This is a genomic window from Rhodohalobacter sp. 8-1 (assembly GCF_038150125.1).
In the GTDB taxonomy this organism is placed as follows: domain Bacteria; phylum Bacteroidota; class Rhodothermia; order Balneolales; family Balneolaceae; genus SW132.
Genome location: NZ_JBBVMF010000001.1, coordinates 112,543 through 131,541, shown reverse-complemented (window position 1 = coordinate 131,541; position 18,999 = coordinate 112,543). Strand labels below are relative to the sequence as shown.

Below are 18,999 nucleotides of genomic sequence, written 5' to 3'. Positions count from 1 at the left end.
AGAATCGGCAGAAATCTCTATAAATCCCATCTGGAGGGGTGAAAAAAATTCGATAACAAATTTCGATACAGTTAAACGTTCAAGACCAGTAGGTTTATTTCGAAGCTCCCCTCCATGCCGAGTCCCGTCAGGGCGAGGCAGGGAGGGGCCGGGGTAGGGTCAGAAACTCAGGGGTGTGTTCCGTGAAGCTTTGTTCAGAAATCGAAATCTTGTCTCTCTTCCTCACTCCAACCTGCGCCAAGGCTTCGGCAGGCAAGCCCTCACTCATTATCATCCTTCTCACGATTCCTTGCTTCGCATTCCCCAAAAAAAAAATAAAAAAAGTCTGTAAGGCAAACGCCTCAAATTGCTCATACAGGTAATCACCCTGAATAAACAGAACAGGGTATCAGGAGTAAAGCTTCACTTCACCATACATTCAAAACATAACAAGAGACCTATGAAAACTATAAAACCACCGATACTACAATTCCATCTCATACTTATTTTAATTTTAATCATGGCAAGTACACAGGCCAGGTCACAAACAGTCGGTATACAGGCTGACCTGTCGGCAGCTGAACTGATTTCAGGAGAAGATGTAACGCTTACATTTTCGACGGATACGCCGTCTGATATATACTTCTTTTCTGCAGAAATCGAGTACGATCCTGATCAGCTGGAATTCCTGACTGCGTCACCTGCCGGCGCCATGTTGCCAGATGGAGAAATTATCTTTAATTCCATCTCGCCGGGCGTTTATGGAATTTCGGTCACGCGTACTGACCCATTAGCGGCACTAACAGCAGACGACCTCTTGCAGGTTACATTCACCGTGAATCAATATCCGGTAGCCGGGGAGGGGGAGATCTCCTATTCGAACATCAACTTTGCCGATTCCCAGGGAATGGGTATCGATTTCACCACTCCTGCGGATGCGGAATACACAGTTAAGAAAACGGTTGTTGATCTGAACATAAGAACGCCGGGAGCTATCACCGTAACAGAAGGTGAATCCTTTGAGGCAACCGGCGAGATTTTCGCCACAGGCATCACTTTTGATGATGAGAACACCGATACACTGAATGTCTGGGTTGGCGTAAATGAAGACAATTCGGATCCCTCAACATGGGGCCCGGAAAAATGGGAGCTTATGACGTTCGTCGAGCAGTCTGATACAGACTATTTCACCTATAGCGGAGAAATTGCTTTTCAGCGTCCGGTTGGGACCTACTACATCGCGCTCAGGAGTGAAATCGTAAACTCAAACGAGTATTCTTTCGGCGGTATTGGCGGCTTTTGGGATGCATCTACAAACCCGTCTGCCACGCTTGATATCCAGCAGCAGGGTCAGTACCAGTATACGGTAGCTGAATGGACGTTCAACAATGATTTGTACATCCCCGACCGCGCTACCTACCCGAATCAAACCAATCAACTTGAGCTAAATGGAGCCAGTATAAACGGGTTTACAAGCAGTGCCGCCAACTCAAACGGCTGGGATCAATTCACTGAAGGAGCAAACTACTGGCAGGTTATGATAAATACAGAAGGCCTCGAAGATCTGAAGCTGTCATCAGACCAGAGCGGAGGAAGCAGTACGGGACCGAGGGACTTCCAGGTTCAGCACAGTACGGATGGAACCAGCTGGACTAACCTGGCCGGAGGTACGATCATTGTTGACAGCATCGGGCAGGAAAGCATCAATCAGCTGCCACTGCCGGCTTCACTCGAGGATGAACCAGCCGTGTATATCCGATGGCTTCAAACCTCTGATGTTCGGGTTGATGGAAAAACGGATAACGACATCAGTAGCGGCGGAACCAGTAGAATTGATGATATTCTCATTACCGGTCAGGCCATTACGCCCACACGGGTAGATGTATGGCCCGGAGATGCGAATAACGACGATACTGTTAATGAGCAAGATGTACTTGAGCTTGCAACATACTGGCTGTCTGAAGGGCCGCCGGCGATCTACCCATCTATACAGTTTGAGGCACGAGAAGTGGAAGAGTGGATTCCCGCGATTGTAACTCCAGTTGATGCCAATGGTGACGGACGGGTCGATCAAAACGATCTGCAACCTATTGGCCTTCACTTTGATGATTCCGTCCCGGCCCTTAAGATGGCTGAAAATCAACTGGCACCTCTTGCAAATCTGGAGATTAAACCTCTCAAAGCCGGTCAGGCGACAGATATTTACGTCACTGCAAATGAACCGGTTGATATTTCCGGGATAGCGTTCAGGGCTGACATCCAGGGGTTGGATGATGAGTACTGGAGCATCACGGAAGTGACCCCGTTTGACTGGGGAGAGGAGTGGGAACAAGAAAACAGGCTCCTGCAGTTTAAGAAACATAAAGAAGGCATCTTCGCCGCCGCAGTTGTCCACAAAGGAGCGGTAGAGCCGAAAACGTCCTTAAACCTGGTCCGGCTGAGAGTTCACGCAGAGCAGGCCTGGCAACATTCCGGTACTGTACGCCTGCTCCGCGGATCTGTAACGGCTAATGGACAAACATCGGATCTCAATGATGTGGAACTCACTTCGGAAACGGCTGTATCGGTTGAACCTGCGGTCAATGAACATCCCGTTCGAACCGAACTCTTGTCGAACTATCCGAATCCATTCAACCCGGTGACCACAATTCCGTTTACACTATCTGAACCGGGAGCTGCCCAAATTGAGGTCTTCGACGCCATTGGACGAAAAGTAGCGTCAGTGACGTATGATACCCGTCCCGCCGGAAGCTACATCTACCAGTTTGACGCCTCAGCGTTGTCAAGTGGTTTGTATCTTTACCGGCTGAAAGCAAATGGGGTGGTGCAGACGAGGAAGATGCTGCTATTGAAATGATTGAGGGAGTGAGGGAGTGAAGGAGAGAGTGGGAGAAGGAGTGAATTAGTTTGACAAACTTCTCCCCATCACTCCCTCACTCAGTCTTCCACTTTCTCCCTCACCCACTCTCTCCATCTCAAATCTACGGTTTTTGCAGAAACGTAGATATTTTAAATCTGAAAGAAAAAGTTTTGGGTAATGGAATGAGGATACGGTCACACAGAGAGCTTGATGTATATCAAATGTCATTTAATGCATCCATGAATTTATTTGAACTGTCTAAGTCGTTTCCGCGGGAGGAGCAGTACTCGCTGACAGACCAAGTACGCAGATCATCGCGATCGGTAGCCGTGAATATCTCAGAAGCATTCAGAAAAAGGAAATATCCGGAACCCGGATTATTCACCAAGAAATTTTATTGTGAGCAAGGCGTAGTGGAAAAAGCGACGGAAGGGTACCATTGGTACCTTGAGTAAGCTTTTTTCACTGCAACGAAGCTTACAAAAAAATTACGCTGACTTAAATGGCATACTATTTTGGGCTATCACTTTATTTGTGTGAAAAAATGTTACCTAAAACCCAATTTTTAAAGTTATAACTATTTGTGAATAATTCGGGTAAAGCGTTTGTTTCGAACCTATCCGATGCTGAAGCAGAAGCCGCAGAAACACAAACATGGCTGGATTTCTCACTTAAATGCGGATACATCGAACTGAAAACACATAAAAAATTAGATCGGGAGTACGATCATATCATTGGAAAACTGGTTAACATGGCAAGCCATCCGGAGAAATGGTCTTTTTGAGAAGGAGATAGGTGGGAGAGAGTGAGAGAGTGAAAAACTCTAATAAATATAGAGAATTTATTCAGTTTTTTTTGCTTTTTGATTAGTCTGTTGACAAATTTCTCTCCGTCTCTCCGTCTCTCCGTCTCTCCGTCTCTCCGTCTCTCCGTCTCTCCGTCTCTCCGTCTCTCCGTCTCTCCGTCTCTCCGTCTCTCCGTCATTTAGCGATTCCCTCTCACGAAAAAAACGCTGACATGGAGGGTAGACTTTTAGACTCGAATTTAAAGACCTGGCAGAGTATCCGACTGCTTTTGGAGGATTCCTGCAAGAGTCTGCTTTATTTCTTAGAGAGGAGCTTGGTTGATGTACTGCTAAGCGTGGCTGACGCCTATGACGGTTATGAATACAGGATGGTCGGAAACCAATCCATCCTACGAAGAATATTATGAAATCGGGATTGATGTAGGAAGGCCCTCCACGCTGGGTGTGGGCTGGTCGTATCCGGCCCTATTTCAAATCGCTGATAACGACTGGTTGCTAATTATTGAATCGGGTATGGACGGTAGTTACCCCGGAACCCGGTTGCGCACGGTTTCTGAGGATGGAGTCTACCAGGTTGGCTATCCGGCAGATGAAGAAGTGGTGACCGGCAGAATTCGCGGACCCTTATTTGAAACACCGTGGCAATCTCCCTGGCGTGTGATAGCGATCGGAGATTTGGAGGCAATTGTTGAATCAACACTCGGAACCGATCTTGCAAAACCAACAGAATATAAGGAAACGTCATATATCGATGCAGGCAGGGCCTCATGGAGCTGGGTAAAGCTGAAAGATGCCTCTGTCAATTACGACCGCCAAGTTGAGTTTATTGATTACGCAGCCGACATGGAATGGGAGTATACGCTGATTGATGTGAACTGGTATGAGACAATCGGCTACGATCGTATTCAGGAGCTTGTGAATTACGCGGATGACAAGGGAGTTGGCATCTGGATATGGTACAATTCATCTGGTGACTGGAATAGCTCACCCTACACGCCAAAAAGTGCGCTGCTGACGGAAGCAGACCGCCGCGAGGAATTAAGCCGGCTACAGAAAATTGGTATTCGCGGCATCAAGGTCGATTTCTTTCCGGGGGATGGGCAGTCGGCACTGCAATATTATATCGACATTTTAGAGGATGCTCACAACTACCAGTTGATGGTAAATACCCACGGGTCAACGCTGCCTCGGGGCTGGCACCGAACTTATCCTAACCTGATGACGATGGAGTCTGTTCGCGGGTTCGAATTCAAAACCTTCGAGCAGGCCAATCAGAATGAAGCACCGTCGCACGCTACAGTTTTGCCGTTCACAAGAAACGTATTCGACCCGATGGACTACACGCCCATGAGCCTCGATGAGATACCCGGTATCGACAGGGTCACGACATCAGTGCAGGAACTGGCGCATCCCATTATTTTTCTCTCGGGTGTTCAGCATTTTGCCGAAACGGCGGAAGGTATGGAGAGGGTTCCGCAATACATCAAGGAAACCATCAAACAAATTCCGGCAGCCTTGGATGAAACACAATTTGTTGACGGGTATCCCGGTGAATTTGTGATCATTGCCCGTCGGTCGGGTACCATCTGGTTTTTGGCCGGAATCAATGGGGAAGAAGAAAGTAAAACTGTAGAATTTGAACTGCCTTTCCTGAGTGGCTCAGCAGAAGGCACAATCATAACTGACGGAAAAGAGCCGATGACATTTAGCCATGATACTTTCACTCATTCACCCGGCGACTACCACACCGTGATGATGAAGCCCAACGGTGGATTTGTGATAACTTTTAAGATATCAGATAAAAGATAGGAGATAATGGTTTTTCGATGACCAAAAGCTGAAAAGTCAATCCGGCCGTCGAGGCGGGTTCTTCCGCTCTCGTTTCAGATTAAAGTTCTGATAGCACATCATTATGCTCAATGTTAAATTGAGAATATAATATTCCCCTCCTTCGGTAAGTAGGGGCAAGGGGTGGCTGTAAGCTTGCTTTTTCTGATGCAGAGAAATACGTCTAATCTATCAACTCCAGCAGCTCATCCAAATCAATCTCGCTGAAGTTTTCATAGGTTGCCACGCAATCACCAAGCTCTTCGGATGTATGAGTAGAGGTAATGCCCACCACATGTGCACCGGCCCGCCTGCCCGCTTCAACACCGGCAAGGGAATCTTCAAACACGATGCACTGCGATGGAGGGAGGTTCAGTGATTTCGCAGCTTTCAGATAAACTTCAGGTTCCGGCTTACCCAGATTTACGTGAGATGAATCCAGAATGGTTTTAAAATGTGATCTAATATTTAACGCGTCAAGGATATAATCAGCATTGGCCCCGGGGGCTGATGTGGCCAATACGCATGGAATCGATTTCTCTTTCAACTGATCCAGAAATGAGACAATGCCGTCTATCATTGCCGAGGAGGGATCAAACCGCTCTCTGAACATCGCTTCTTTTTCATCAGCGTAGGATGCTAGTGTATCGCCTGTAATATCGCCAAAAAGTTCAGGAATCCATTCTTTATTGGTGCGTCCAAAAATATTATTACGAAGGAATTCATCGGAGACATCACGGTCGTATTTCTCGCAAAACTCTATTATGGTTTCTTCATGAGCCGGGTTGCTATGGACAATCACACCGTCCATGTCGAAAATTGCGCCGATAGATGTAGACATACGATTCTAACTATATAAGATTTTAGATATTAATAGGTCAATATAAGATGAGGCTAAAGCAGTAGAAAACAGAAGTGTGGATAACAAATTAGTTACGATTTTTAATATAGCAGTTGTTGCATCTGTTCAGCTATTTAACTATTTACTAAGTGTTACATATACACTTTATTATGATACATCAATTATCGGATTTTTTAAGGTGTAAAGCTGACTTTTTTTGTTTTTTGATGCAAGCGCTTCGAACAGGTTATCAGAGCTTTCAGGGCTGTTTACTTTAAGAATCGTCATGCATTCAAAATTAAAATATTAGTCAAATTGCGTGTGTAATGTTTATATACAGAAAGTATACAAACCGGGTATAAAGTAATGCCTGGTCATACTTTGTTTTAACCCTGAATCACAGAAAACAGAAGCGTTCAGGACTTACTCATTTAACATCCCAATTTATCCATGATACAAATGATCAGATCTACTCTTTTTCAAACAAGCGGTGCGCTGCTTTTTATGCTGCTGTTTGTGGTGTCTTGTGCAACACAGCAATCGACGAGCGAGCCTCAGCAAGCCCCACAGAGCACCGATGCCTCTTCACAGATGGAATCAGCAACGGACGACCGAAGCCAGCTTGATATTTTATTTCTCGGTGATACCGGGCATCACAGGCCGGATATCAGAGTGAATGATTTAACGCCATACCTGGCTGAAAGAGGTATTTATCTGCATCATACAGAGCATCAAAGTGATCTGAACCTGGAGAATCTCAATAAATATGATGCGTTGATGATTTATGGCAACAGAACCGGACTCCCCAAGCAGCAAGAAACGGACTTATTAACGTATGTAAATAATGGGGGCGGAATTATCGCTATTCACTCAGCATCCGCTTCTTTTAATGACTCCGATGCGTTTGTCAATCTTATTGGCGGAGCTTTTAAAGCACACGGAAGTGGCACATTTTCAGTAGAGCATCAAAACCCCAATCACCCTGTGCTGCAGGGAGTTCCTGAATTTGAAAGCTGGGATGAAACGTATGTACACATGAAGCACAATCCCGATAAAGAAGTGCTATCTGTTAGGGTTGAAGGCGATCATGAAGAACCATGGACATGGGTTCGCAATCAGGGCGATGGCCGCGTATTTTACACCGCATGGGGACACGATGAGCGCACATGGCAAAAAGAAGGTTTTAAGAAATTAATAGAACGCGCCACACGATGGACGTCTGGCGACTGGGCCCTCGACGCTGATTTCACACCTCCTACTTTCACATTCGGAGAAGGAAAATTACCATACTATCCTGCAGGTGAGCCTTGGGGAACTGTGGGCGAGCCCATTACAAAAATTCAGAATCCACTTACTCCTGAAGAGTCACGGGATCATGTACTTGTAACACCTGAATTTGAGGTCCAGCTGTTTGCTTCAGAGGATATGGTGATAAATCCAATTGATCTCGACTGGGATGAAAAAGGACGACTTTGGGTTACCGAAACTGTCGATTACCCTAATAAATTTGTAGAAGGTCGTAGGGGTAACGACCGTATTAAAATTCTTGAGGACACTGACGGAGATGGAAAAGCCGATAAGACGACTATCTTTGCCGATAGCCTCAACATTCCTACAAGTCTGGTACTTCACAAAGATGGCGTGATTATTTCACAAGCACCTGATTTCATTTACATCAGTGATACCGATGGCGATGATGTTGCTGATAAGCAAGAAGTACTTTTCACCGGCTGGGGAACATTTGATACGCATGCCGGGCCGAGTAACCTTCGTTATGGGTTCGATAACCAGATTTGGGGAACCGTGGGTTATTCCGCATTTGACGGCACCGTAAATGGTGAGCAAATCCGATTTAGCAGCGGATTTTATCGTTTTCAGCCTGATGGATCAAGCCTCGAATATGTGTCGAACACCACAAATAATACATGGGGCCTTGGTTTTAATGAAGAAGGCCAGGTTTTTGGCTCAACCGCCAACCGTGATGTTCCTCTTCATAGTGTTGTTCCCAATAGATTTTATAACAGCGTTCGGGGTTTGGGACGAAATCCACGCATTCGTATGATCGCCAATTCTAACTTAATATATCCACTGCTTGATGAGGTACGACAGGTTGATCAGCACGGACGATACACAGCCGGCTCCGGATTCCATATGTACACGGCACGGGATTTTCCTGAAACATACTGGAACAAGCGTGCATTTGTAGCCGCTCCCACTGGGCACCTTTTAGGAGAATTCATTATTGAGAAAGACGGAAGTTCATACTCTGCTTTTAATAATCGGAATATGATGGCAAGCCAGGATGAATGGTTTTCACCCATTCAGTCTAAAGTAGGGCCGGACGGTGCACTTTGGGTTTTGGACTGGTATAACCTTGTTATTCAGCATAATCCTACGCCTGAAGGCTACGAAACGGGCGAAGGAAATGCATATCTGAACGATCTGCGGGATAGAGATCATGCCCGTATTTACCGAATTGTTCATAAAGATGCTGATCACTCCCAGGATATGAATCTTGATGGTGCAACTCCTGATGAGATGGTAGAAGCACTTACCCACGATAATATGTTTTGGAGACTCACATCTCAGCGTCTGCTTGTAGAACGTGGCGAACAGGATGTGGTTCCTGCTTTGATTGAACTTGTTGAGAACGAAACTGTAGATGAATTAGGTCTCAATCCCGGTGCACTTCACGCGTTGTGGACTCTTCACGGAATAGGAGCACTCGACGGAAGCAATACTGAAGCTTTGGCAGCGGCACAAGCTGCATTATATCATCCGGCGTCTGCTGTTAAGCGTGCCGCGCTCATGACACTGCCACGTGATGAAACATCACTTGAGCACATCATGAAAGCAGATTATCTGCCTAACCCAATGGTTCCGGGCAACATGGATTATTCTATGCCAACGCAGGTAACCATTTCCGCAGATGCACATGTTCGTCTGGCCGCACTCCTTGCAGTAGCTGAAATGCCGGCATCGGAACAAGTAGGACAGTCTGTTGCAGAGATGATCTCACTTGAAAGCACTGCTAATGACCAGTGGATGCGGGATGCAGCAGTTGCTGCCGCAGCTAAAAATGACGTGAGTTTCTTCTCGCATGTCATGACTCAGCAAATTAGCCCCAGAGCCGACAGCACCCATAAAGCAAACGTGAGCTCGTCAATTCAGGCAGTGGCTGGTCACTATGCACTTGGTGACTCACCGGAAGAGCACCTGCCTGATTTTCTCATGGCACTTGAAGAAGCTGACCCTGTCATTGGCGTTGGGTTTTTAACAGGAGTTGCCGAGCAATGGCCTGATGATCATTCACCGTCATTCAGCAGCAACATTTCGTCTCAGTTGAGTCAGCTGCGAGGAAAGCTTTCTGAAGATTATGATGAAGCTCTCGATTTACTTTCTGAAAAGATGGGGGCACCTGAAGTGTTTGGAAGTCGGTAGAATCGGTCTAAAAGGAAACAAATGATGCTAATAAGTGTATATAAGGTAATTACTTAAGGCGACACCTTCCTGTGCAATTTCACAGGAAGGTTATCGTTTTTTAGTCTCACCTATATTCATAAAAAGATTTACCAATTAAGAAATAATGAAAAATAACACACTTATTATTAGGTACTTGACACAAAGTAGTTCACTACTGTTGATAGCCTTTTCAATAGTCGGACTTTTAAACATCGATGAGAGCAAAACCAATATTTTAGAATTCAAGGCTGACATGTATGAACATCCGTTGCCGGCAACTGATGTAAATGATAGCGGGTCGGAAAAATTGATTGACAACCAGGAATCAGTTTTTGTTGCTGATGGTGATACAGCGGTGGTAAAATCGTTTGGAACTGATCTTAGTTATGATGTAACAGAAATACGGGCAAAAGCCGGTTCAACGATTACCATCAGGTACGAAAATACCAGCGATATGCCTCATAATATCGTATTTGTTAATAGCAGAGACGATATTCAGCCTGTAGGAGTAGCGGGCATTCGCGCGCGTGATACGGGCTATGTTCCAATGAGTGATGATATGCAAGAGCGAATATTTGCTTATACAGATCTTGCAAAACCCGGAACAACTGTTCATGTGACGCTTACCGTGCCCGACCCCGGAACATATCCTTATATCTGTTCCTATCCTGGTCACTTTACAATGATGCAGGGCGACCTGATCGCGGAAGAATAATTGAAACTTCTTAAACAAAACTAAACTTTATGAAATTTGGCGTTAGTCTGTGGTTATGGACGTCACCGGTAACAAATGATATCATTGCTGAATACGCTCCTAAAATTGCCGGGCTCGGCTTTGATACGGTAGAAATTCCTCTTGAGGATCCAAATGCACTCGATTGTGATGCCGCACGAAAGGTCGTTGAAGACAATGGATTAGCGCTAACGACCTGTGCGGCGATGGGGGGAGGGCGTGATCTCATTCACCCTGATGAAAACGTAAGACAAGAAGGGATGACCTATATGAAGGATTCTCTTGATGCGGCTGAGAAATTGGGATCTGAGCTTTTTGTAGGACCACTGGCTTCGGAGGTAGGCAGACTATGGAAATCAGATGAGGAACAGCGCAGCAAAGAAGAAGAGCTTCTTGTAACCCAGCTGAACGAACTAGCAGAATACGCAGCAGAAAAAAATGTAACGATCTGCCTTGAAGCACTCAACAGATTTGAAACAAGTTTTTTGAATCTCACAAGCCAGGTTACAGATATTATCAGAAGGGTTGATCATCCCAACTGTAAAGTGATGATTGACCTTTTTCATGCTGGAATTGAAGAGAAGGATCTGGGTGATTCCATCCGCACTGCCGGCAAAGATCTGTATCATTTCCAGGTAGCTGAAAATGATCGCGGAACACCCGGAACAGGTCAGTTCGACTGGGATGGAATTGCCAAAGCTCTTGATGAAATTGGCTATGACCGTCATATAATTATTGAAACCTTTACACCCGATAATGAACTTCTTGCAAAAGCAGCGGCTATCTGGCGTCCACTGGCTGAAAGTCCGGATCAGCTCGCGAAAGACGGGTTGGCTTTCATAAAGAAGCTGCTGGGTTAAGGCTGTTTAAATTTCAGCTTTGAGACTACTCAGCAAGTATTAGCCTGTATAAAATATTTTTGGGGTCATGCCGCACTCAGAATCGGCATCTCCCGATTATTTCTTGTAGAATATTTTTGAATCTGGGAGATCCTATACCAACGCGTGGGATGATTAAAAAAAAGTATAAATACCTGAAGACTCGATTCTGATACAAATGGATCAGACATAGTACATTCATTCTTAGACAATTAAACTACTAACTACAAACGACAACGATTATGGCGAATGATAAAGTAAATGTGGCACTTTTAGGTTTGGGCTTTGGAGCCGAATTTATTCCAATTTATCAGAGACATCCGAATGCGAATATGTATGCTATTTGTCAGCGTACGGAGGAAGAACTGAACAAAATTGGTGATCAATTTGAAATTGATACACGTTATACTTCGTACGAAGAAATGTTGAAAGACCCGAAAGTTGATGCGGTTCACATCAATACGCCTATCCAGCTGCACGCCGAGCATACACTGATGGCACTTCGGGCAGGGAAACATGTTGCCTGTACAGTACCCATGGCAACAACCATTGAAGACTGCAAGGAAATTGTAGAATTAGTTAAAGAGACCGGCCTGAAATATACCATGGCTGAGACGGTGGTATACAGCCGGGAGTTTCTTTTTGTGAAAGAGATGTACGATAACGGTGAACTTGGAGATATTCAGTACCTGCAGGCAAGTCATCCACAGGATATGGAAGGGTGGCCGGAATATTGGGAGCGGATGAAGCCTATGCACTATGCAACACACGTGGTTAGTCCCGTTCTGGGCCTGATGAACAAATCAGCCGAGTATGTATCCTGTTTCGGATCGGGTCAAATCAGCGAAGATCTGGCTGAAAAATCCGGCTGTCCCTTTGCGGTCGAAACGGCCCACATCAAGCTGAAGGATTCAAATGTATCAGCCCATATTTACCGGTCACTATTTGATACGGCGCGCCAGTACCGCGAAAGTTTTGATGCCTACGGAACGAAGAAATCATTTGAATGGCCTCTGATTGAGGGGGAAGATCCGGTAATCCATACGGCTAAAAAGCCTGAGCCTGAAATTCCTGAGCGTGTAGAAGTGCCCGATTATGGTCACCGACTGCCAGAAGAGATACAAGGATTTACCCAAGCCGGTGTATACGATGCCGAAGATTCTGCTCACCTTTCATTTATTCAAGGTGGCGGACATGGTGGTTCACATCCGCATCTGGCTCATGAATTTGTCACGAGCATCGTTGAAGATCGTGACCCATATCCAAATGCAGTGCAGTCAGCCAACTGGACATGTGTAGGATTGCTGGCACATGAATCAGCCATGAACGGTGGTGAAATCAAAAAACTGCCGGAATTCACACTTTCCTAAAAAAAAGCCCTCGTGGCTTGTGTTAGATGTAGCATGCCCCGGTTACAGAACGGTGACCGGGGCTTTGTATTTGTGGGTGTTGTTAACAGTTGAAGAAGAAATCTCATCCCAAATACGTTACATCGCTACGTCCTTACATCATAAGAATCGTTAAATCAATCTTTCGGTGGTTTTACATTGACTATAAATCCATATGAATTAGCTATTTGATAATTCCGAAAGATCGTTATTGAAAGATTTTTGTAGTTTCTAATATTTACTTATCTCAGTTTAGAATATAGTGACAAACTATCATTGCCGATAATTTTGTAAATTCGATGGTTAATAAAACAATAGTGTTATGAAAAAACTTACTCTACAAATTGAAGATGATAATTTCGAATCCTTTATGGAGATTTTAAAGGAGCTAAATTATGTTACAATTACTGAATCTGAAGAGATACCACAATGGCAAAAAGAAGAAGTTCAAGAGAGACTCAAAAAGATTAAAGAGGGACAGATGAAATCGCGTTCATGGGAAAAAGCTCGTAAAGAAATTTTTGAGTTTTGATGACATACAGCGTTTCCATTTCAAGTGCTGCAGAGGACGATTTACGAAAAGCCTTCCTCTGGTATAAAGAAAAGGGAGTTAATTTAGCAAAAGACTTTGTAAGAGAGACAGATGAGACCATTGATGAAGTCCAAATTCATCCATTGCACTCACAAGTGAAATACGGTAATGTGCGTGTTAGATACATGGAAAAGTTTCCATATGGTTTCCATTACCAAATAAAAGGCTCAAAAATTTTAATTATTTCAGTCTTTCATACATCACGTAATCCCGATATATGGGAGAAACGTTGAAGAATAAAGTGATAATATAGCATTGATTTTCAAAATTATAGAGGATTTTGCAAACGAACGGTTTCACAAAATCCTCTTCTGTCCATTTTAGATTGTATTAAATATATTATTGAACGGTTTGGATGTAAAAAATCACAACTCAACTACCTTACCCGACTTCCCACTCTCAAACACAGCATCAATTACCTTCATATTGGCAACGGCATCCTCCAGCGGGGTAGGAACGGCTGTATTATTTATGATTGATCTGCAAAATGCATCAGCCTGAAGCTTGTACTGATCAACAGCCGGAATCTCATGAGTTTCCCTGTTGCCGTTTTTGGTCAGGTAAAAATTGACGGGCTTGTCAGCCGGAGTGTTAAAAGGAATCACTATCTCAATCATTCCGTCTGTGCCAAATATGAGCACTCGCTGATAATTCTGCATCTGGGTTGAACATGTAAAGGTAGCTGTTCTGTCACCAAACGTAAGTATTCCTGAAGCCTTGCGATCTACACCAAAATTGGGATCGATATCAATCTCTCCATAGACGGAATCAGGCTCTTTACCGAAAATGATTCGCGAGAGTGAAATGCAATAGCAACCAATATCCATCAGGCCGCCGCCTCCCATGTTGGGTCGGTTTCGGATGTTTTCCGGGTCGTCATTATAATATGAGAAAACGGACTGAATCGACTGAATAGCTCCGATCTCGTGATTTTTTACCATATTTCGAGCGACTGTCCATTGCGGATGAAACCGGTACATAAACGCTTCCATCACTTTGAGATCAGGAAACTCTTTGGTTTTTTGAAGGAGCGACTCGGCTTCCTTGCTATCCAATGCAACCGGTTTTTCACACAAAACATGTTTGCCTGCTTCCAAAGCTTTAATAGTCCAGGGTACATGGAGATGATTAGGTAATGGGTTATAAATGGCGTCAATCTTGTCGTCTGCAAGCAGTTCTTCATAACTTCCATGGCTAACCGGTATGTTTAGCTCTTCAGCTGCTTTCTCCGCTTTTGCCAAATCCCTCGAGGCAATAGCATAAACAGTGCCGGTATCACTAGCCTGAATGGCCGGAATAAGATATTTAACACCAATTTTTGCTGTACTGATAATTCCCCATTTGATCGACTTCATGGTCTGATTGTGGTTTTTGAGTTTGCTTTATATGATTCGACACTCTATTTCAATATAGTAAAAGTGATTAAAGAAGAGGGGATAATCATCGGATGAATTCACTTCATCCGATGAATCGCCAGGGTAATAAATTGCCTAAATGCACGAGTGTTGATTGATGCAGACAAGACATGTTTCGCAGGTGTTTTTGAGTGCAAGTCTGTTTCTAAACATGCCATGTCTTGCTGACTATGGTCCTTAACAACTCACCTGATGACGGGGAGTCTCAGGGTGAGGGGACTCAGGTAACAGCAAAAAGTTTTGAAAACCAGTAGGAGAGGGGAAGAAGGGCGAGGACAATCAGCCCGGCAATGATGCCGAGAAATCCGGCTGCAAGGGCACTGTTAAGAATGATGAGAGAGAGCACACCACGTTTCACTGCTTTTTTGATGGTAATGGGAGCCGGGTCACCAGCAGCGGCTGTAAACGCTGGAATCACCATCGCTCCAAATAACAGTGCGAACGGTGTAGCTGTCACAAGATCATATCCCGGTAACAGAAATAGAAGGAGGAGTGTCATTGTAATACACACAACCGCAGCGGCTGCCATGTATCCTGTAGCTTTACCGCCGCCGTGAACTTCACCGCGGCTGATCAGTGTAATGGCTCCAATGTAGATGATGGGGATGACCGCCAAAAACCAAAGGCCGGCGAGAGATGCCGGCAGGAGTGAGGCACCAAGTAACAGATTTCCGCCGCGACAGCTTCCCATCACGAGAGGACCAAACACTGCGTGGTGTTTGGCGGCTGCATCATAAATAAGCGCAGAAATTGCAACACCGGTGGCGATTAGTCCGGCAGTGTAATTCACCCAGAAAGCCGACAGAATCCCAATGACGAATAATAAAATACCGATGAGCGTAGCATGAGACTTAGATATTCTTCCGCTTGGGATTGCCCGTTCCGGGCGTTCTTTCGCATCGAGATCAGCATCAAACACGTCATTGAACACAATGCCGCCGCCGTAGAGGCCAAATGTAGATAACAGCAGCCAGAAGAGATCCGGATCAGCTGGGAACCCGTTTCCGTTGTAAGAGCCCATTATAGCTACAGCCGCTGCCGCACCTGCCAGGATGTCGGCAAAGGCAGTGATAATATTAGCAGGACGCATCAATTCTAAAGATGCGCGGATAGTAACGGTTAAATTAGATTTCAATGTGTAGATTCATTAGGACCTGACAGCATCACGGTGCTTTTCCGTGTTCTGTAAGCGTCTGGGTTTAAGGCTTTTGGTAGTTAATACATTTCAAGATTTTATTGTGGAGTTAGATTCCGGGCCACCAAAAGATATGGCATGTCTAATGGCTTAACGCTTTGCCTGACTGTGAGATTTTATTAGGTGCTTCAAAGTTGATCGTAATCCTGGATGTACGAGATATGCTATGTCTCAATCTGCCCTGAAAATTTAGTCGTCACAACGCTGACAGATCCGGTGGGTGCTGTCAGGTTGTGTGATATAGACCTGCCAGCACCAAAGAAGCCTGTAAGTGTCGCAGTTTTAGGTTCCGGGATCGGGCCACCAAAAGACATGCTATGTCTAATCCTGCTCTGAAAATTAGCTTGCCACAACACTGACTTATCCGGTAGGTGTATTGCTGTAGCGTCACCTACGGCGTTCAGGTTGTTGGATTTCAGAACTTATTCAATAATGATATCATCATCTATGAGTTCATTGTCTTCAACAAAGGGTTTGTGCCCGCCGCGAAGTACCGTATTCCCACTGAACGTTTCACGTTGATCAATTTTCGGACGGTTGAACCAGTCTTTTTCCCTGATCTGACCACTTTGTTTATAGGCGTCAAGCGCATTTTGATAACAGACTTTTTTAACATCTTCTTCTGAAATACCACGCTGAAGCATCAGTTTTGCTGTTTTAGGAACACCAAGCGGATCACTGTGCCCCCAGTCGGCGGCGCTATCTATAAAAATGCGCTTTGTGCCGTATTCTTTTACGATATCAACCATTCGCTCATTTCCCATTTTAGTGCCGGGATAGATAGTGAACGCTGTCCAGTAGCCGCGGTCGAGGACCTCTTTGACAGTCTCTTCATTATTATGATCGATCACTACTTTGGAGGGATCCAGGCCATGCTCCTCGCAAATGTCCATACTTTTGAGAGTTCCCTCTTTTTTGTTTCTATGCGGTGTATGTACCAGAACCAGCATATCAAGCTTTTTGGCCAAATCGATCTGTAGATTGAAGTACTTCTCTTCGAGGTCAGTCATGTCATCAAAGCCAATCTCACCAATGGCTACTACGCCTTCTTTGCTGGCATATCGGGGAAGAAGATCCATTGTTTTCTCAGCAAGCTCTTCATTGTTAGCTTCCTTTGAGTTTAGCCCAATCGTACAGTAGTGCTGCACGCCAAACTGACTCGCACGAAATCGCTCCCAACCAACAATCATACTGAAATAATCCTGCATAGCACCAGCATTTGTACGTGGCTGGCCAATCCAAAAGGCAGGTTCAATCACGGCCACAACCCCGGCGTTGAACATCGCCTTGTAGTCATCTGTGGTTCGGGAAATCATGTGAACGTGCGGATCAATAAATATCATGTCATCAAAGCTCATATCTGTAATATATTTTAAAATTTAAAACAAGATCATTTTATAGCATTTGGAATCAACCGGCCGACTGAATCAATCAGTCTGAGTTATGTACAGCCTTACCGATATCATCCCAGGTAATATTTTTTGATTCAACTTCTTTTCTGAGTGAATCGTGAGATTTCAAAATTCGATCGGCAGCTTTCAAGTTAGAATCCATAAGGGCGAGCACTGTAGCATGGCGGTGAACCGGGTTATCGTGAGTTAACTCTTTTTCAACATCGGGGATATACGTCTCGTCTATGAACGGTCCCACCGACCGCCATAATTCGGGTGAAACCTCACGTCCGGCGGACCAGCGCTCATGAGCATATTCAACCAATATTCGGGCAAGCGGTTCATTAGCTCGTTCATCAACTCCCTGAATCAAATAAATTGGGCTGCCCATAAATAAAGATTTAAGGATGACCTGGTTCCAGGCATTATCATCAAAAAAATCGGCAGGATACGGATTTCGATGGGCAACAGCGTTAAAGATTGATGTGATATTTGTTCGAATACCCTCGGCTGCCCGATCAGTTAGCTCATCGGGGTAGGGCAGAACCGGCAGCGATTGGTATAGTGCTACGCCTTCACCGAGATCACTGGAGGTAAACAGTTTGTCGAGTTTATCCAGGAATTCTTTCTTCTCACGCTCTGCAAGGCCAAGTATGATAAGCGTACGTGCAAGTTGATCTGTGGTCCAATAGGAAGGCATCCACCCAGATCGAAGTGACTCCGCTTTCGAGATTTCTTCCCCTGAAAGTTTTAATGGCTCTTTACCGGTATATCGTGATGCACGGCTGAAGGACGAAAAAACTTCCCAATCCTCTGCATCTCCTTTTAAGCTATCATACGTCTTTTTCAGCGTTTGAAAATTCTCACTATCCAATCTTTTTTGAAGCCAGGAAAGAACCGTTTCCTGTAGTTTGGATTGATCCAGGTGACGCTGATCTGCCGGCATAATTTCAGGCGTTTTTTTATTATGTGTGTAGGTAATTATTACTTTTAAATATGATGTTTATCTCAAGAATAAACAAGTTTAAAGCTATGGCGTAAGGGGTTTTTTAAGAATCTATAAATCACTCATTGGCTCAAACTCTTTTAGGACTTCATTAAAAGAATTTTTCTCATTTTTTTGAGAAGTGGAAGTTTTATTCAAATAAATAGTCGGTTCTCATTGATAGACTGCGATAATTATTATCGTCAAAATTCACTTAACAAACGAATTACTGGCAGTGGGTGAAGGGAGTTGAGAGAGGCGATATATTCAGGGGAATTTTTCAAAAAAAGAATGAAATTTCATGGAACAAACATCCGCTTTGTTCGTTACAGTTATTGTTATAACTCGATAAGAGTTGTACCCCGAAAGCCAACGTAGTTAGAGAGGTCCGGTTGAAAGCCGGGCCTCTTGCTTTTTAAGCGATATCGGAACTCTTTCTGATAAGTTATCTACAATCGGTTTCTCACCTATTTTTGCGTCGTAAATGCAATGTCGTAAGCATTCTGTCCGCTTAAGGGAACACCACATCGGTACACCCGCGGAATCCGACAGCGTTGTTTTTTTGAAGCTGACATCCCGACCGCTGTCGGGACTGAAAAGCCCCGGGTGATCAGAAAGTACTGGTACCGGGAATACTGTCAGGTCTTT

The 18,999-nt window shown here is 44.7% G+C and carries 15 protein-coding genes; 10 read left to right on the top strand and 5 right to left on the bottom strand.

Going from position 1 to position 18,999, the window contains the following annotated elements; all coding sequences use genetic code 11:
- The first annotated feature begins 439 nt into the window (after positions 1–439).
- The 4 genes from AABW11_RS00600 (at position 440) to AABW11_RS00585 (ending at position 5,453) form a co-directional block, all read left to right on the top strand.
- Positions 440–2,836, top strand: a complete 2,397-nt coding sequence (locus AABW11_RS00600; RefSeq protein ID WP_340102549.1) for a T9SS type A sorting domain-containing protein — start codon at positions 440–442, stop codon at positions 2,834–2,836.
- A 185-nt stretch (positions 2,837–3,021) separates the two neighbouring features.
- Positions 3,022–3,294, top strand: coding sequence for a four helix bundle protein (locus AABW11_RS00595; RefSeq protein ID WP_340102548.1), 273 nt, complete (start codon positions 3,022–3,024; stop codon positions 3,292–3,294).
- Positions 3,295–3,422: 128 nt separating this feature from the next.
- Positions 3,423–3,623, top strand: coding sequence for a four helix bundle protein (locus AABW11_RS00590; RefSeq protein ID WP_340102547.1), 201 nt, complete (start codon positions 3,423–3,425; stop codon positions 3,621–3,623).
- 369 nt (positions 3,624–3,992) lie between these two features.
- Entirely contained in the window at positions 3,993–5,453 is a 1,461-nt protein-coding gene (locus tag AABW11_RS00585; RefSeq protein ID WP_340102546.1) for a glycoside hydrolase family 97 protein, read from the top strand.
- Positions 5,454–5,655: 202 nt separating this feature from the next.
- Here the strand turns inward: AABW11_RS00585 and AABW11_RS00580 are convergent, their stop codons facing one another.
- The gene (locus AABW11_RS00580; protein WP_340102544.1) at positions 5,656–6,312 is read right to left on the bottom strand and encodes an HAD family hydrolase; all 657 of its coding nucleotides are present in this window, start codon (positions 6,310–6,312) and stop codon (positions 5,656–5,658) included.
- A 459-nt stretch (positions 6,313–6,771) separates the two neighbouring features.
- On the opposite strand from AABW11_RS00580, the gene AABW11_RS00575 reads away from it, so the two are divergent.
- The 6 genes from AABW11_RS00575 (at position 6,772) to AABW11_RS00550 (ending at position 13,598) form a co-directional block, all read left to right on the top strand.
- Entirely contained in the window at positions 6,772–9,753 is a 2,982-nt protein-coding gene (locus tag AABW11_RS00575; RefSeq protein ID WP_340102543.1) for a PVC-type heme-binding CxxCH protein, read from the top strand.
- Between the two features lie 145 nt (positions 9,754–9,898).
- The gene (locus AABW11_RS00570; RefSeq protein WP_340102541.1) at positions 9,899–10,489 is read left to right on the top strand and encodes a plastocyanin/azurin family copper-binding protein; all 591 of its coding nucleotides are present in this window, start codon (positions 9,899–9,901) and stop codon (positions 10,487–10,489) included.
- A gap of 29 nt (positions 10,490–10,518) precedes the next feature.
- Positions 10,519–11,367, top strand: coding sequence for a sugar phosphate isomerase/epimerase family protein (locus tag AABW11_RS00565; RefSeq protein WP_340102540.1), 849 nt, complete (start codon positions 10,519–10,521; stop codon positions 11,365–11,367).
- A 260-nt stretch (positions 11,368–11,627) separates the two neighbouring features.
- Positions 11,628–12,755: a Gfo/Idh/MocA family protein gene (locus AABW11_RS00560; protein WP_340102539.1), complete on the top strand. Its 1,128-nt coding sequence runs from the start codon at positions 11,628–11,630 to the stop codon at positions 12,753–12,755.
- 340 nt (positions 12,756–13,095) lie between these two features.
- Entirely contained in the window at positions 13,096–13,305 is a 210-nt protein-coding gene (locus AABW11_RS00555) for an addiction module protein (RefSeq protein ID WP_340102538.1), read from the top strand.
- Positions 13,305–13,598: a type II toxin-antitoxin system RelE/ParE family toxin gene (locus AABW11_RS00550; protein WP_340102537.1), complete on the top strand. Its 294-nt coding sequence runs from the start codon at positions 13,305–13,307 to the stop codon at positions 13,596–13,598. Before AABW11_RS00555 ends, AABW11_RS00550 begins: the two co-directional genes overlap by 1 nt.
- A gap of 132 nt (positions 13,599–13,730) precedes the next feature.
- On the opposite strand, the gene AABW11_RS00545 is transcribed toward AABW11_RS00550, so the two are convergent.
- The 4 genes from AABW11_RS00545 to AABW11_RS00530 all read right to left on the bottom strand — a co-directional run bounded on the left by AABW11_RS00545 (position 13,731) and on the right by AABW11_RS00530 (position 18,312).
- Positions 13,731–14,720: a Gfo/Idh/MocA family protein gene (locus AABW11_RS00545; RefSeq protein WP_340102536.1), complete on the bottom strand. Its 990-nt coding sequence runs from the start codon at positions 14,718–14,720 to the stop codon at positions 13,731–13,733.
- Positions 14,721–15,000: 280 nt separating this feature from the next.
- Positions 15,001–15,915 carry a UbiA-like protein EboC gene (eboC, locus tag AABW11_RS00540; protein WP_340102535.1) on the bottom strand — a complete coding sequence of 305 codons (915 nt, stop codon included), beginning with the start codon at positions 15,913–15,915 and terminating at the stop codon, positions 15,001–15,003.
- Positions 15,916–16,397: 482 nt separating this feature from the next.
- Positions 16,398–17,318: a TatD family hydrolase gene (locus tag AABW11_RS00535; protein ID WP_445263728.1), complete on the bottom strand. Its 921-nt coding sequence runs from the start codon at positions 17,316–17,318 to the stop codon at positions 16,398–16,400.
- A gap of 88 nt (positions 17,319–17,406) precedes the next feature.
- Complete coding sequence (locus AABW11_RS00530) at positions 17,407–18,312, bottom strand: EboA domain-containing protein (protein WP_340102533.1); 906 nt, start codon at positions 18,310–18,312, stop codon at positions 17,407–17,409.
- Positions 18,313–18,999: the final 687 nt, after the last annotated feature.